This is a genomic window from Phenylobacterium sp., assembly GCF_046291545.1.
Lineage (GTDB): Bacteria > Pseudomonadota > Alphaproteobacteria > Caulobacterales > Caulobacteraceae > Phenylobacterium.
This window is the reverse complement of the sequence record NZ_JBKBSM010000004.1, coordinates 38,939-53,275: the sequence shown is the minus strand read 5'-3', so window position 1 is coordinate 53,275 and position 14,337 is coordinate 38,939. Positions and strand designations below refer to the sequence as shown.

Sequence of the window (14,337 nt, the reverse complement as noted above, 5' to 3'; positions counted from 1 at the left end):
CGATGCCGGCCCGGCCCCCCTTTCCCTACGCTGACAGCAGCACGACCGCGAACGCCGGGTCCTCGCTGGACCACGTGCGGCGCACCTGCCAGCCCGCTTCTCCCGCCAGCGCCGAAAAGCCCTCCAGGGTGAACTTGTAGGAGTTCTCCGTGTGCAGGCTTTCCCCTGCGGCGAAACGGAAGGCGCGCCCGGCGACGTGGACGACCTGGTCGGTCCGGCTCACCAGATGCATCTCGATGCGCCGCTCGGCCGCGTTCCACACGGCTTGGTGCCTGAAGCGGCCGGGTTCGAAGTCGCCGCCAAGCTCACGGTTCATGCGCACCAGCAGGTTCTTGTTGAAGGCGGCGGTGACGCCCGCGGCGTCGTCATAGGCCGCCTCGAGCACAGCCGGGTCCTTCACGAGATCGATACCGACGATGAAGCTTGAGTCCTTGCCCAACAGGCGGCGGGCCGAGGCGAGGAAGGCGCGGGCCTCTTCCGGCGTGAAGTTCCCGATCGTCGAGCCAGGGAAGAAGCCGACGACCGGACGGCCGGCCACGGCGCCCGGGAGCCCCAGCGCCTTCGTGAAGTCCTCCGCCAGCGACGCGACCTCCAGGGCGGGATAGTCGCGGCGGATCGCGCGCTCGGCCTCGGCCAGGGCGTCGGGGCTGATGTCGATGGGCGCATAGACCGCGATCTGCGGTGCGGCGTCCAGAAGGACGCGGGTCTTGACGCTGGCCCCGCTGCCGAACTCCACCAGCGCCGCGGCTTCAGCGATCTCGGCGGAGAGATCTTCGGCGATGCGCCGCAGCAAGGCGACCTCGGTGCGGGTGGGATAGTACTCGGCCGTCTCACAAATCGCCTCGAACAGGCGCGAGCCCTCCGCGTCGTAGAAGTACTTGGGCGATAGCGTCTTCGTCGGATGCGACAACCCGGACACGACGTCCCGCGCAAACTCCGACGAATGAACCGGATGGCGCTTGCGCTGCGCGTCCTCGGCCAGGCGGACGCCGGAGAACATCCAGCGCTGGTGCGGGTGGAAGAAGTTGCGATAGGTCGCGCGGACATGCCCGTCCGGGGTCACGCAGGCGCCGCCCCGCAGCACCATCTGGCCGGCCATGAACTTGCCGTTGTACTCGCCGACGGCGCCCTCGGCGGCGCGGAACCCCGGATAGGGCGAATAGGCGCTGCGGGTCCATTCCCAGACCTCGCCGAACATCTGGCGCAGCCCGCCGCTCGGCAGCGCCGACGGTCCGGAGAGGCGGCCCTTGACCGTGAACGTGCCGCGGATCGGCAGGCCCTCGGCGGCGTGCTCCCACTCCGCTTCGCTCGGCAGCCGCCGGCCGGCCCAGGCGGCGTAGGCGTCGGCCTCGTAGTAGCTGACATGGCAGACCGGCGCGTGCGGATCCAGCGGCCGCAGCCCATGGAGGGTCATGGAGCGCCAGGCGCCGTCGTCGCCCCGCCGCCAATAGGCCGGGGCGGTCCAACCCTCGGCCTGCGCCCGCGCCCATCCGTCCGCCAGCCAGTACTGAGGGTTCGCATAGCCGCCGTCCTCGATGAACCGCAGCCACTCGGCGTTGGTGACAAGCCGGTCGGCCAGGCGGTAGGGCTCCAGATAGACCGAATGGCGCGGGCCTTCGTTGTCGAAGGCGAAGCCCTCGCCGTCATGGCCGATGGCCACGAGCCCGCCTTCGAAATCGACGAACCCCATCGCACCGGGGTCGGGCGCCGCGTGTGCGGCCGAGGCTGGCGCGTAGGCCGGCTTCAGCGGCGACTGGGCGAAGAGGTGCAGCACGTCCATCAGGATCAGTTCCTGGTGCTGCTCTTCGTGGGCGAGGCCCAGGTCCAGGAGCTCGGCGACCGAGGCGGCGTTGCTGGACAGCATCCGCTGCATGGCTTCGTCGACATGGCCGCGATAGGCCATGACGTCGGATGCGCTCGGACGGGTGAGCAGCCCTCGCTCCGGCCGCGGCTGGCGGGGGCCCAGCGTCTCATAGTAGGAGTTGAACAGATAGGCGAAGCGCGGATCGAAGACGCGATATCCCGGCAGGCGCGGCAGCAGGATGAAGGTCTCGAAGAACCAGGTCGTGTGCGCCAGGTGCCACTTGGTCGGACTGGCGTCCGGCATCGACTGGGCGGACTGATCCTCGGCCGAGAGCGGCAGCGCCAGGGTCTCGGACACCCGGCGGACCGCCAGGTAGCGCTCGACGGGAGACATCGCGCTCGCCGCCTGCGGCCGCGCCGCGTCCCCGACCCTGTCCCGTGAAAGCGGCGCCATCGTCTGTCTCCACCCTAAGTCTGCAACAGGCGGCCGCTGGGGTGAGCCGCGGCGCGCGTCAGGCCCTCAGCGACATAGTTGTCCCCTTCGCCCGATCCAACCTGAGCGCCTGCGACTGCTGACGCTTGCTGACGGAACAGTTGATCGGGCGGGGCGTTCCATGTCGGCTTCGCGGGGCGGGCGTTCGCAAAGGACGGGAGACGCCATGACCACTCCTGCCGAGTGGCGTGACAACATCGTCGACATGATCCCGACGCTGCGAGCGTTCGCCTGGTCCCTCTGCCAGAATGGGTCGGACGCCGACGACATGGTCCAGGAGACCCTGACCAAGGCGTGGGCGGCGCGGGATCGGTTCGAGCCGGGGACGAACCTGCGCGCATGGCTGTTCACCATCCTGCGCAACACCTACTACACCCACGCCACGCGCCGTCAGCGCGAGGTGCGCGACCAGGACGGCGCCTACGCCGGCGCCCTCACCTCCCCGGCTTCACAGGAGTGGACCGTCGCCGTCAGCGCCCTGCGGCGCGCACTCGACCGCCTGCCCGCAGACTATCGCGAAGCCCTGATCCTCGTCGGCGCGGCCGGCCTCAGCTACGAGGAAGCCGCAGAGATCTGCGGCTGCGCCCTGGGCACGGTGAAAAGCCGCGTCAACCGCGCCCGCGCCCGGCTCTTGAAGGAGATGGAAGAAGCGCCCGAGGACGCCGACAAGGGCCGCGCCGACGGCGCGTGAATCGGGGTTCAGCCGCGCCTGCGGGCGGTCTTGGCCGCCGGCCGGCCTTCGCCGTCCAGTTGCTCGACCAGGGATCGGAGCCGATCAGGTAGGGGGCGCTGCTCGACCGCGCGGTACATTTCCCGCAGCGCCTCGTCGATCGCCTTGTCGCGACTCTTGTCCCTGCTCGCTCGTTCGCCCGCCATGGCCCGCTCCCGAAGAGGAAGATGGCATAGCATGCGCCAGTAGGGTTAACAGACTGCGTTCGCTTAAAGGTAGAGCCGCCGGCGGGCGGCGCACCCGTCGCTGGACTTGCGGAGGCAGAAGGTCCCGACTGCGCGCGGGAATGGCGGTGACGGAGGGATTCGAACCCTCGGTACGGCTTTACACCGTACAACGGTTTAGCAAACCGCCGCCTTCAGCCACTCGGCCACGTCACCAGCGTCGTTTGTTCAGCGGGTTGTCTCCCGCTCCGTCGCCCCGTGTCGACTCGGCGCGCCGCGACGCGCCGGCCGCCCGGGCCCAGGAGGAGCCTCCATAGCCGAAACTGCCCCGCCGGAGCAACGGCGTATGCTGATCAGCGTGCTGCGACCGCCCGTGCATTCCCCGGCACAGCCGAACGCAGGAAGCAATCGCGTCCCGTCGCCTTGTAGGCTGCGCAGAAGGCCTCCGCGTCCGACGTCGACGCAAAGCCGTGCACCAGGGCGCGATAGAGCGTGCGGCCGCCGGACTCCACCGGCACGGTGGAGATCGCCGTCCCGCTGAGCTGGGCTGCGAAGGTCGATTGCGCCGATCGCAGAGCTCGCACGGCCTTGGCTTCCGAATCGGCGGCGGCGATCTGCACAGCGACCGACGAGCGCCGGCCGGAAGAGGCCGGACGCGGCGGCGCCTGGGCCGGCGCGGGCGCCCGGGAGACGGCGGGAGCGCCCGGAGCCGCGGCCTGGGCGGCAGGCGCCGGCGCCCGCGGGGCCGTCGCGATCGCCGCCGGCGCCTGGGCAGGCGACTGGGCAGGCGACGCCGGCGGTCTGGCGGATGGTCGCTGGGGCGCGGCCGCGACCTGTTGGCCGGCCGCGAGCGGACGCTGGAAGTTGGCGTCGCAGACCGCCGCGACAACGGTGTAGAGGTGGGTTCCCGGGGGCGGCGACACCCACTCCGCCGAGCCGCCAGCCTCCCTCGCCTGCCCCACCAGGTTGCGTTGGGGAAAATCGAGGATACGGTTCACCTTCCCCTTGCGGGTCTGGCAATCCACCTCGACATCGGCCGCCCAGGAGCTGTTGCCGGCCTCGCGGATCGTCTGGGCGCTGATCACCTCCGAGCGGATCTGCGCTCGGAACACCCGGCCGGACCCACCCTCGACGCGATTGACCGCCATCACGCCGATGATGTTGGCCGGACTGACGGAGATGACGTTGGTCGGATCCAGGTCGGTGTTGGCCTTGAGCCAGGACACCAGCGCTGCGCGGTCGAGCGACGCCGGCAGCGAAGCAGAGCCCTGCGACCAGGCGACGGTGGCGAATGCAGCGCAGAGGCCCACGCCCCCCACAGCCGCTAACACTATTGGTCGCACCCTACGCGCCCCCTGGTCCATCGGTCGGAGCTGGCGCCGAACCGGCCCTCAGGGCCAACCTAGCGAGAGTTAACGACAAACGCCAGACGGGCGGTCTCTCCCGAGGGCTTTCGCCATGGGGCAGCGGCCGCCGCGCCTGCGGCGATGCGGCGCAGGCGACGCATAGTGACGAAAGGAACAAGGCTCAGACAAAATTAGGCCTACTTTGGCTTCAATCGTTAACGCGCTGGGGCAGTGGCACGAAATCGGGCGCTAGACGTTTCGGTTTCGAAGGAGGAGATGTCGGCGATGGTATCGCTGTCCTACACTGATACCCGCATGCGGCGCAGCGGGAAGCTGCTGCAGCGCAGCAGTTCTTTCGCGGGACTGTTCAACTGGCGTCTGGCCCTGGCGTTGATCTTGAACGTCGCCCTCTGGACTGGCGTCGCCAAGCTACTCGGCCAGTTCGCGGCCTGAGACCGGCCCGGCGTCTCTGGGCAACGAAGTCTTCACGCGTGGCTCCTATCGGTGGCGGGGGAGACGTCAACCATGCCCCTGCCCGCCCCTCATATCCTCGCCCGCGTGGCGCTCGTGGCGGGCGGAACGGTTTGCGCCATCGGCATGGTCGGTCCCTTCCAGGGCGTCGAGGAAGCGCTGATCCCCTGGGACAAGGCCGCCCACTTCGTCGCCTTCTACGGGCTGACCGTCCTGCTGTTCCTGGCCCTGCCGCACCGGCGGCGGATCGACCTGACCTTCATGGCGATCCTTGCCGGCGCAGGCGTCGAACTCGCCCAGGCGCTGAGCGGGCGGGACGCAGACATCGGCGACATCCTCGCCAACGCCCTCGGCGCCTGCGCCGTGCTGGCGCCGACGTTCATCGAACCCCTGCGCTCGATCTCCCGCGCCCCCGACGCCCGTCCCGTCGAGCGCCGCGGCGCCGAGCGTCGCGCCGCCGGGCCCGCGCCTGCGGCTCCGGAAACCGCCAGCTCCTGAAGCTGCGCCGCGTTTACGAAGCTTACATCCTGAAAAGATAGAGTTTCTTTCGTGCGGATCGTAGGTGGCGAGCATGCCCAAGTTCGATCTTTACGCGAAGACTCCTGCCGTGGCTCGGCGCACCCAGCCATGGAACGTCCTGCGCATCCTTATCTGGACGCTGCTGTTCACATCCCTATGCCTGTGGATATACAGTCTCTGGGCCCGATAGACCCGGCGGAGCGAAGTTCACGCGCCTGCACCTAGGTCTTCAATTTCAACACCGCGGCGACAAGCCAGGCCGCCACGCCCCACAACGCTGTTGAAACGGCCAGCATACCCAGCCGAGACCATCGAATCTCGCTCACCAGAACCTCCCCCTGCCAGGGTCCGGCGGCGTCGTCTCGCCGCAGAGGCACTGTTGTCCTGCGGGATCGGACTGTCTTCTGTCGTCAACTCACACGAGAACCTGCAGCCAGGCGTTCAGACGTCACGGCGCCGCCACGGGCATTAACCGGACAATCAGACCGAACACGCATTGTGCCGTCGCCGAGGCCAGTTCACCGAGTCGATGACCCCAGTCGCCAAGCTCAACGCCCCCGTCAGCGAGGCTCCGACCACTCGTACCGCCCAGCCGCCCGGCGTCGCGCCAGGGGCGGCGTCCGGATCGGCGGCGGACCGGCGCGGCCCCTTCCGTCCCGAGCGCCTGACCCCGGCGCGTGAGCGGCTGCACGGCCGCCTGGTCGCGCGCCTGTTCCAACTCGGCGATGCGGCCGCGCTCGTCCTGGCCGGTTTCAGTCTTCTGGCGTCGCAGGCCGCTTCCCCGGTCCAGGGGCTTGCGTTCCTTGCGACCGGCCTTGGCGTCCTGGCCTGCCTCGGGATCTTCAAGACCTACGATTTCGGGCGCCGCGAAAGCCTCGCTCAACATCTGTCCCGCGTCCTGGTCGCCGTGATCGTCGGTCACGCCTGCGGATACCTGGCGCTGGCGCCGTCCACGCCCATCCAGGAACTGGCTGACGCCGTCCTGCTCTGGGCCCCGGCCGCCCTGGCCATGATCACCAGCCTGCACCTGATCTGGTTCGCCCTGGTTCGCCGCTGGCGCGCCAATGGACGGCTGGTGCCCAACATCGTCATCGTCGGCGCCACGGGCGCGGCCGAACGCCTGATCGAGGCCGTGCTGGCGAGCCGCGAGGTCAACGTCCTTGGCGTGTTCGACGATCGGCTCGGCCGGGTGCCGGGCTCAGTCCGCGGCGTGCCGGTCCTCGGAAACACCCGCGCCCTGCTCGACCATCGCATCATGCCCTACGTCGACCGCATCGTGATCACCGTGCCGGCCGCCGCCCGGCCCAGGGTGCGCGAACTGATCGAGCGGCTGCGCATCCTGCCGAACGAGATCTCGCTGCTGCTGGACGGAGAGCCGTCCGGAGACGAGGCGGCGGCGATCTCGCGGGTCGCCGACGTCCCCCTGGCGTACATCTCCGGGCCGCCGATGGACCACGCACGGGCCCTGGTGAAGCGAATGCAGGACCTCGTCGTCGGCGTGATCGCCCTAGTGCTCACGACGCCGGTGATGCTGGGCATCGCCCTCGCCGTGAGGCTCGACAGCCCCGGCCCCATCCTCTTCCGCCAGCGTCGGCACGGCTTCAACAACGAAGAGATCGTGGTCTGGAAGTTCCGCTCGATGCGGGTCGCCGACCAGGACCTGAAGGCGACGCGCCAGGTCAGCGCCGAAGATGACCGCGTGACCCGCGTTGGCCGCTTCATCCGCCGCACAAGCCTGGACGAGCTGCCGCAACTCCTGAACGTGCTCAAGGGCGAGATGTCGCTCGTGGGGCCGCGCCCCCACGCCATCGGCATGATGACCGGCGACGTCGAGTCCGCCCGTCTTGTCGCCGAGTACGCCCATCGCCACCGCATGAAGCCGGGCATGACCGGCTGGGCCGCCATCCACGGCTCCCGCGGGCCGGTCGACACGCCCGAGGCGGTGCGCCGGCGCGTGGCCCTGGACGTCGAGTACATCGAGCGTCAGTCGTTCTGGCTCGACCTCTACATCATGGCCATGACCCTGCCCTGCCTGCTCGGCGACTCCAAGGCGGTGCGGTAGGCGCCCCGTTCGCTGGCTTCAGGAACTTGAAACGGGTCCGCCGCCATCCTGAGGGGCAGTGAACGGGCGCGCGCCCGCCAAGGAAAGGCCACGGATGTTCTGGCGCGGGGTGCTCGGCTACCTGCCGGTCAATATCGTCCAGGGGGTCGTGGGCCTGCTCACGATCGTCACGTTCACGCGCTTGCTCACTCCCGGCCAGTTCGGCGACTACGCCCTGGGCTTTGCGGTGATGAGCCTCGCCCACACGGCGCTGTTCACGTGGAACGAGGCGGCCATGGCGCGGCTCTGGGCCTCGGCGGAGGTCGAGGGACGCACCGCCGACCACGCCGCCACCGTCTTCCGCACGTGGCTGATGCTGCTTCTGGTGTTGCCGCTGGTCGCCGGCGTCGCCCTGCTGTGGCCGATGGGCGCCGGCCTGAAGATCGCGGTGCTCGCCGGCCTCGTCTCGGTCGTGCCCCGCACCTTCGTCAAGCTGGTGCAGGAGCGCCAGCGGGCCGCCGGCGAGGTGGCCGGCGCAGCCAGCCTCGACATCGCCCAGACCCTCGGAGGTTTCGTCCTCGGCGCTGGCTTCGCCCTCGCCGGGTTCGGCGGCGCTTCGCCGCTGATCGGCTTCGGACTCGCCGCCGCGGCCTGCCTGGTCTGGCGTTGGCCGGCGGAACTTCGCCTTGCGGGGCCGGGACGGTTCGAAGCCGGCCGGCTGCGCCCCCACGCCGCCTTCGGCGTGCCCGTCGCCCTGTCGCTGATCCTGGCGCTGGTCCTGTCCAGCACCGACCGCTTCCTGCTGGCCGCCCTCCTGGACGCCGAAGCGGTGGGCGTCTACCACGCGGGCTACAGCCTGGCGAACCGAACTCTCGACGTGCTCTTCATCTGGCTCGGCGCGGCTGGCGGCCCGGCGCTCGTCATGGCCCTGGAGCGCGGCGGACGCGCGTCCCTGATCCCGGCCGCCCGGGAACAGGCCGCGGTCATGCTTCTGTTGACCTTGCCCGCGGCCGTCGGGGTGGGCCTCGTCGCCTCGCCGCTGTCGGAGCTGATGATCGGCCCGGCGCTCAGCGCGCGCGCCGCGCACGTCACGCCCTGGATCGCCGCCAGCGGCCTGCTGGCGGGGCTCACCACCTACTACTTCCACCAGGCGTTCACCCTCGGGCGACGGACGGGCCTTCTGCTGGGGGCCATGAGCGTACCCGCCGCGGCGAACCTCGGCCTGAACCTGGTCCTGATCCCCCGCTTCGGTCTGGACGGCGCGCTCTACGCCACTCTCGCCAGCTACGGGCTGGGGCTCCTGGCCTCCGTCCTGCTCGGCCGGCGCGCCATGGCCCTGCCGATCCCGTGGACGGCGCTAGCCCAAGCCTCTGCGGCGAGCGCCATTATGGCGCTGGTCGTCCTGCGCATGCCCTCGTGGGGCGGATTGGCCGAACTGACATTGAAGGCGGGCGTGGGCGCCTGCGTCTATGGTCTGGTGATCGCCGTCCTCGACGCGGGCGGCCTTCGCAGCCGCGCCCTGGCGCTGGTGAAAGCCCGGCTGTCGCAGGTCCACGCATGACGCCATCGGCCGAACACATCCTCGACAACCGCGCCTGGGCCCACGCCCGACCGGCCCTGTCGGTGCTCATTCCCTTCAAGGGCGATGATCCGCGCCGCCTGTTGCAGGCCCTGGACGCCGGACCTGCCGAGGCGGAGATCGTCATCCTCGACGACGGCAGCGCGGATGCGGCGCTGTCCGAGGACGTCGGCGCGGTCGTGAGCGGGCTGGCCCTGCCGGCGCGCTTGGTCACCCTGGATCGAAATGAAGGCCGCTCAAAGGGCCGCAACCGTCTCGTCAGTCATGCAAGGGGCGGCCATTTCCTCTTTCTGGACAGCGACATGCTGCCGGATTCCGCGGATTTCCTTCAGGTCTGGCTCCGGCTCGCCATGGAAGAGAACGCCGCCGTCGCCTTTGGCGGCTTCTCGCTGAAGCAGGCTCCGCCCCGGCGTGAGCACGCCCTGCACCGGGCGATGGCCACGCACAGCGACTGCCTGCCCGCCGACGCGCGCAACCTTTCGCCGGAGAAGCATGTCTTTACCTCCAACCTTCTGGTCCGGCGCGACGTGTTCGCGGCCGAGACCTTCGACGAGGGCTTCGCCGGCTGGGGCTGGGAGGACGTCGAGTGGGGCATGCGGGTGGCGCGCCGCTGGCCGATCCGTCACATCGACAATCCCGCCACCCACCTCGGGCTCGACACGGCGCCGGCCATGGCGGCCAAGTACGAGCAGTCCGCGGCCAACTTCGCCCGCGTCGTCGCCGCCCATCCGCAGGTCGTCGCCGGCTATCCCAGCTATCGCGCCGCAATGATCCTGAAGCGGATTCCACTCCGGGGACTCTGGCGGCCGGCGCTCAAGGCGTTCGCCCTGCTCGAGCGGGCCCCGCTGGCGTCCCGCGCGTTCGCCATGCGCCTTTACCGCGCCGCCCTCTATGCGGAGGCGGTCTGATGGCCCAGGGCTACGCCGACGCCTACCAGCCCGACCGCAGCCTCAAGGGCAAGCTGAGACGCCGGCTCGTCCGGCTTGCCCATCGACGCCCGCTTCAGGCCGGCCCGAAGATGCCGATGGTCTCGTTCGCCTTCGACGACGCCCCGCTGACGGCGGCTCAGGCCGGCGCGGCGATCCTGGAGGCCCGGGGCGTGCGCGGGTGCTATTTTGTCTCCGCGGCCCTGGCCGGCCAGCAGGCGCCCATGGGCGTCTGCGCCCGGCCGGACGACTACCGAGCCCTCGCCGCGGCTGGGCATGAGCTGGCGTGCCACACCTATTCGCACCTGGATTGCGGACGGGCGGACGGCGCGGCGGCCGTCCAGGACGTCGAACGCAACGCCGAGGCGTTCCGCGCCTGGGGCCTGCAGCCGCCGACGACCTTCGCCTATCCCTACGGCGACGTCGGGTTCGGCCCCAAGGCCGCCCTTGGGGACCGCTTCGCCCTGCTGCGTGCGCTTCATCCCGGGGTGATCAACCGCGGAACGGATCTCAACCAGTGCCCGGCCGTGGGGATCGAGGGCGAGACCGGCGAGAACGTCGCCCGCCGCTGGCTGGCCGAGGCCAAGGCGCAGGGCGCCTGGGTGATCCTCTTCACCCACGACGTGCGGCCCGATCCGTCGCCCTGGGGCTGCACGCCCGATGCGCTCGGCCGCCTCACGGACGAGGCGCTCGCCCACGGATTTGAGGTGGTCACCGTCGCCGACGGGGCGCGCCGGCTCGGCCTTTGAGACTCAGGGCGCGATCCGCTCGTTCGGCCAGGCCAGCTTTACGGCGACGATCACGAACAGGACCCAGCGGAAGTCGTGGTAGGTCACCGCCACGCTCTCGGTCAGGGTCATCAGGCTGTAGACCGCCAGGAACGGCACGGCCAGCAGGGCGCCACGGTCGCGGAAGATCGCCACGGCCGCCAGGGCCAAGGCCTGAAGGTACATCAGGGCGAAGGCCGCCAGGCCGAACACCCCCAGGCCGAGCCATTGCTCGATCCACGCATTGTGCGCGTGCTGCGGCCGGAAACCGGCCTGTTTGACGATCCAGGGCAATGGCCCCCAGGCCCCGGTCTCGTCCCACACCGAGCCGTAGCCAAACCCGGTCCAGGGCCGCTGCTCGATCTGGCGCATGGCCGCGGCCCAGATCTTCGTGCGCCCGGTCAGCGTCGCGTCCTTGCCCAGGAGGTCAAACACCGCGTCGGCGGCGAACAGCAAGACGCCCGCGGCCGCCAAGGCCCCGACCACGCCCAGCCAAACCATCGCCACCCCGCTGGCCGGGCCGCGCCGGGCCAGGGCGACAAACACCAGGACCGCCAGGCCGACGAGCAGCGAGACCAGGGACGTCTTCGACGTCGACATCAGCACCAGCAGCAGACAGAGCGCGGCGAAGCCCCACCACAGCTTCGCCCGCCGCGGGTTGAGGGCGCCGGCGGCCGCCAGCACCACGAAGCCCAGGGCCATGTTGCCGCCAAGGGCGTTCTTTTCCGGCCACAGGCCGCGCCAGGCGCCGGGGAACAGCTCGCTCATCACGCCGATCGAAGGCGCGGCCACGCAGACCAGCAGCGACCCTACGGCCAGCAGGGCGAAACAGGCGCCGAGCAGTTCGCTCAGGGGCGCCCATCGCCAGCGCGCGGCCATCACCACAGCGCCCAGGGTCGTGCAGGCGATGGCGATGATGCGCCGCACCGTCTGGTCCGGGGAGATGGACCAGAACACCGAGGCGGCGGCGATCGCGAGGAGGATCAGCAGGAAGGGCTGACGAAGCGACGCGGTCCAGGTCTCCCGCGGCGACAGCGCCAGCAGCACGAAGCCTGCCGCATAGGCGGGCAGATACAGCATCCGGACGATCCCGCCCGTGGCGAGGCTCATCGTCTCGCCGAACAGGGGGAAGACCCAGAACTGGCTGTAGATCAGGAACAGCAGGGCCGCCGCGCTGCAGGCGGCCACATCCCAGGCCGTGACGCGCCGGGCCGTGGGCGCCGCGGGGCGTCCCAGGGCCGCCTGGGTCATGGCAGGATGGCCTTCAGGAACGCCGGTTCGTCGATGGCGCTGCGGTTGAAGAACAGGCCCGCGATCTCGGCCCCCGCCGCCACGAGACTGTCGCGCAGCACCGCCGGCGCGCGCACGTCGGGCTCGTCGGCCGCCACCACCAGCACGGTCTGGTCCATGGAGGGCGCCACCGTCAGCGCCGCCTGCGAGCGGTCGGCCGACGGACAGTCAACGACGATCAGGTCGACGTGCTGGCGCAGCGCATTCCAGTAGTCCCGCTCTGGCAGGATGCGCACGCCCTGCTCGCCGCTCAGCGCCTCCCGGCGGAAGCGCGTCACCCACCATCGGGCGTCGCCGACCTGATGGGCGTGCAGATAGCTCGCCGCGGGGGTCGCGCGTCCCTCCGCGTTCAGGGTCGGCGGCTCGACCGCGAAGAACATGGAGCCGTCGGGACTTGCGGCCAGGGCCGGCCCCAGGTCGCCATAGCGCTTCGCGCCGGCCTGGACGGCCGCATACTGAGGACCGGCCATCAGGTCCAGGTCGACCAGCCAGACGGAGAGCCCGCCGCGTCGGGCGGCGACCAGGGCGAATTCCCGCGCCAGGGTCGAGACGCCCTCTCCCCGCCGCGCCGCGACGAACTGGAGCGTGCGCCCACGGCCCGGCCGCCGGGCGCCGAGCGACGCCCAAAGCTCGGTTGCCTCGACGCTTAAGTCCACCATGCCTCGAATCGCCACACGCCTAAGACGCGCAGGCTAGCGCATCCGGCGATCCCGCGAACCGCGCGCTCACGCCTGCTTCAGCCGTGCGGAGGCCAGCACGGGCAGGTCCAGGGTGCGGGCCGCCGCGCGCGGGGTGGGCAGCCCCGGCCGCAGGTACATCCGGACCAGGCCCACGCAGAGCGCCGTGAAGCCGGCGAACAGCAGCGCCAGCATGGCGACAGGCTTCTTCAGGCTCGATCCCTTGGTGGGCGGCAAGGCCCGCGCGACGATGCGGATGTTGTCGTTGGTCTGGGCCGCGATCTGCTGGGCGGCACGGCTCTGCTCTTCCTTGACGGCGAAATCGCGCACGTTGGCCTGGAGCACGTCGCGGTCGAGGCTGAGCGCCTGGAACCTCGGCTCGAGTTCGGCCAGGCGCAGGCGCCGTTGCAGCACCTGCTCGAGCTGCCCCGCCAGGGCGGCCTGCTGCTGGCGCAGGGCCGCCACCTCCGAAGCCAGTTGGATCTTCTCGGTCTGCAGGGTTTGGTAGACCGGATTGACCCCGAAGCGCCGGGCGCTGTCGCCCCGGGTCCGCCCCTCGGCCACCGCCCGCTCCATGTGGGCGATCTGCGCGTCGAGCTCCTGTACGGGCCGCGCGTCGGGCTTGTAGCGGGACAGGAGGTCCTCCCTCTGCACCTTCAGCTCGACCAGCTTGTCCGCGCCGGCGGGGTTCACGTCCCTGTAGAGGCCGACTTCCGGCGAGACCTGGGCGAACTGCCGATCAAGGGCGGAAAGCCGCCCGGTCCGGTCCTGAAGCTGGGCTTCCACCTGGAATTTCTGCTGCTCGATCTGCGCCTGGAGCTGCGACAGCGAGGCCTTTTCGGCCACGAAGTCGCCGATGCGGTTCATGTTGAGGAAGTCCTCGTAGGCCGCGTCGGCCGCGGCCAGCCGGCTCTCGAACGCCAGCCGCTGCTGCTCGAGCACCGGCGAGGAGCTGTCGCCCAGGATCCCCTGCCGGAAGATCAGGTATTCCTCCAGCAGCGTGTTCAGCACCAGGGCCGCGGACTGCGGATCCCTATGCTTGAAGCCGACCCGGATGATCGGCGTGTCGGGCGCGGTCTCGATCGCCAGGTTCTGTTCCAGCGCCCGCTGCGCCGCGCCCATGATCTCGCGCTGCTCGTCCGGCTTGGCTGTCGCGTACTTCTTGGCGAGCTCCGGATAGATGCGGGCCAGCCCCAGGCGCTGGATCACCTTGTCCTTGAGCTGGGCGCTGCCGAGGATTTCGGTCTCAGACTGGATCACCTGGTCGCTGTCGGGCACGGCGCCGCGGGCGGCGTCGCCGGCGCGGGGTTCGTAGACGTACTCCTGTCCAAGGCGCACCAGGACGCTGGCGTAGGCCGGATAGGTGGTCTTCATGCTGAAGGCAGCGGCCATGCCCAGGACGAACAGCACCGCGAAAACCGCGGCCATCAGGAACCGCTCGCGCCACAGCAGCGTGACGAAGTCCGCCGGCGCATAGCGCGGGCGGCTCGCCCAGGCCGAGCCGGACGACGCATCTCGCCTCAATGTCCAA

General features: G+C 70.2%; 13 protein-coding genes and 1 tRNA gene. 7 read left to right on the top strand and 7 right to left on the bottom strand.

All coding sequences use genetic code 11. The features are described 5' to 3' along the window. Window positions 1-25 precede the first annotated feature (25 nt). Window positions 26-2,257 carry an ergothioneine biosynthesis protein EgtB gene (gene egtB / locus ACK4YQ_RS11355; RefSeq protein WP_409611432.1) on the bottom strand — a complete coding sequence of 744 codons (2,232 nt, stop codon included), beginning with the start codon at window positions 2,255-2,257 and terminating at the stop codon, window positions 26-28. A gap of 205 nt (window positions 2,258-2,462) precedes the next feature. Between egtB and ACK4YQ_RS11350 the strand changes: the two genes are divergently transcribed. Continuing rightward, a complete protein-coding gene (locus ACK4YQ_RS11350; RefSeq protein WP_409611430.1) occupies window positions 2,463-2,987 on the top strand; it encodes a sigma-70 family RNA polymerase sigma factor in 525 nt (174 codons plus the stop codon). An 8-nt stretch (window positions 2,988-2,995) separates the two neighbouring features. Here the strand turns inward: ACK4YQ_RS11350 and ACK4YQ_RS11345 are convergent, their stop codons facing one another. The 3 genes from ACK4YQ_RS11345 to ACK4YQ_RS11335 all read right to left on the bottom strand — a co-directional run bounded on the left by ACK4YQ_RS11345 (window position 2,996) and on the right by ACK4YQ_RS11335 (window position 4,521). Beyond that, complete coding sequence (locus ACK4YQ_RS11345; protein ID WP_409611428.1) at window positions 2,996-3,172, bottom strand: NepR family anti-sigma factor; 177 nt, start codon at window positions 3,170-3,172, stop codon at window positions 2,996-2,998. A 141-nt stretch (window positions 3,173-3,313) separates the two neighbouring features. Continuing rightward, a tRNA-Ser gene (locus tag ACK4YQ_RS11340) sits at window positions 3,314-3,406 on the bottom strand. Between the two features lie 137 nt (window positions 3,407-3,543). Next, window positions 3,544-4,521, bottom strand: a complete 978-nt coding sequence (locus tag ACK4YQ_RS11335) for an SPOR domain-containing protein (RefSeq protein WP_409611426.1) — start codon at window positions 4,519-4,521, stop codon at window positions 3,544-3,546. Window positions 4,522-4,812: 291 nt separating this feature from the next. On the opposite strand from ACK4YQ_RS11335, the gene ACK4YQ_RS11330 reads away from it, so the two are divergent. From ACK4YQ_RS11330 to ACK4YQ_RS11305, 6 genes are all read left to right on the top strand, one after another. Continuing rightward, a complete protein-coding gene (locus ACK4YQ_RS11330; protein WP_409611424.1) occupies window positions 4,813-4,989 on the top strand; it encodes a hypothetical protein in 177 nt (58 codons plus the stop codon). A 72-nt stretch (window positions 4,990-5,061) separates the two neighbouring features. After that, window positions 5,062-5,505, top strand: a complete 444-nt coding sequence (locus ACK4YQ_RS11325) for a VanZ family protein (protein ID WP_409611422.1) — start codon at window positions 5,062-5,064, stop codon at window positions 5,503-5,505. A 550-nt stretch (window positions 5,506-6,055) separates the two neighbouring features. Further along, the gene (locus tag ACK4YQ_RS11320) at window positions 6,056-7,588 is read left to right on the top strand and encodes an exopolysaccharide biosynthesis polyprenyl glycosylphosphotransferase (protein ID WP_409611420.1); all 1,533 of its coding nucleotides are present in this window, start codon (window positions 6,056-6,058) and stop codon (window positions 7,586-7,588) included. Between the two features lie 94 nt (window positions 7,589-7,682). Further along, window positions 7,683-9,128, top strand: a complete 1,446-nt coding sequence (locus ACK4YQ_RS11315) for a lipopolysaccharide biosynthesis protein (RefSeq protein WP_409611418.1) — start codon at window positions 7,683-7,685, stop codon at window positions 9,126-9,128. Continuing rightward, a complete protein-coding gene (locus ACK4YQ_RS11310) occupies window positions 9,125-10,054 on the top strand; it encodes a glycosyltransferase family 2 protein (RefSeq protein WP_409611416.1) in 930 nt (309 codons plus the stop codon). Before ACK4YQ_RS11315 ends, ACK4YQ_RS11310 begins: the two co-directional genes overlap by 4 nt. Beyond that, window positions 10,054-10,821, top strand: coding sequence for a polysaccharide deacetylase family protein (locus ACK4YQ_RS11305; RefSeq protein ID WP_409611414.1), 768 nt, complete (start codon window positions 10,054-10,056; stop codon window positions 10,819-10,821). Before ACK4YQ_RS11310 ends, ACK4YQ_RS11305 begins: the two co-directional genes overlap by 1 nt. Before the next feature lie 3 nt (window positions 10,822-10,824). On the opposite strand, the gene ACK4YQ_RS11300 is transcribed toward ACK4YQ_RS11305, so the two are convergent. From ACK4YQ_RS11300 to ACK4YQ_RS11290, 3 genes are all read right to left on the bottom strand, one after another. After that, a complete protein-coding gene (locus ACK4YQ_RS11300; protein ID WP_409611412.1) occupies window positions 10,825-12,090 on the bottom strand; it encodes an O-antigen ligase family protein in 1,266 nt (421 codons plus the stop codon). After that, entirely contained in the window at window positions 12,087-12,788 is a 702-nt protein-coding gene (locus ACK4YQ_RS11295) for a sugar kinase (protein WP_409611410.1), read from the bottom strand. Before ACK4YQ_RS11295 ends, ACK4YQ_RS11300 begins: the two co-directional genes overlap by 4 nt. Before the next feature lie 66 nt (window positions 12,789-12,854). Beyond that, a complete protein-coding gene (locus ACK4YQ_RS11290) occupies window positions 12,855-14,330 on the bottom strand; it encodes a GumC family protein (protein WP_409611408.1) in 1,476 nt (491 codons plus the stop codon). Between the last annotated feature and the right edge of the window lie 7 nt (window positions 14,331-14,337).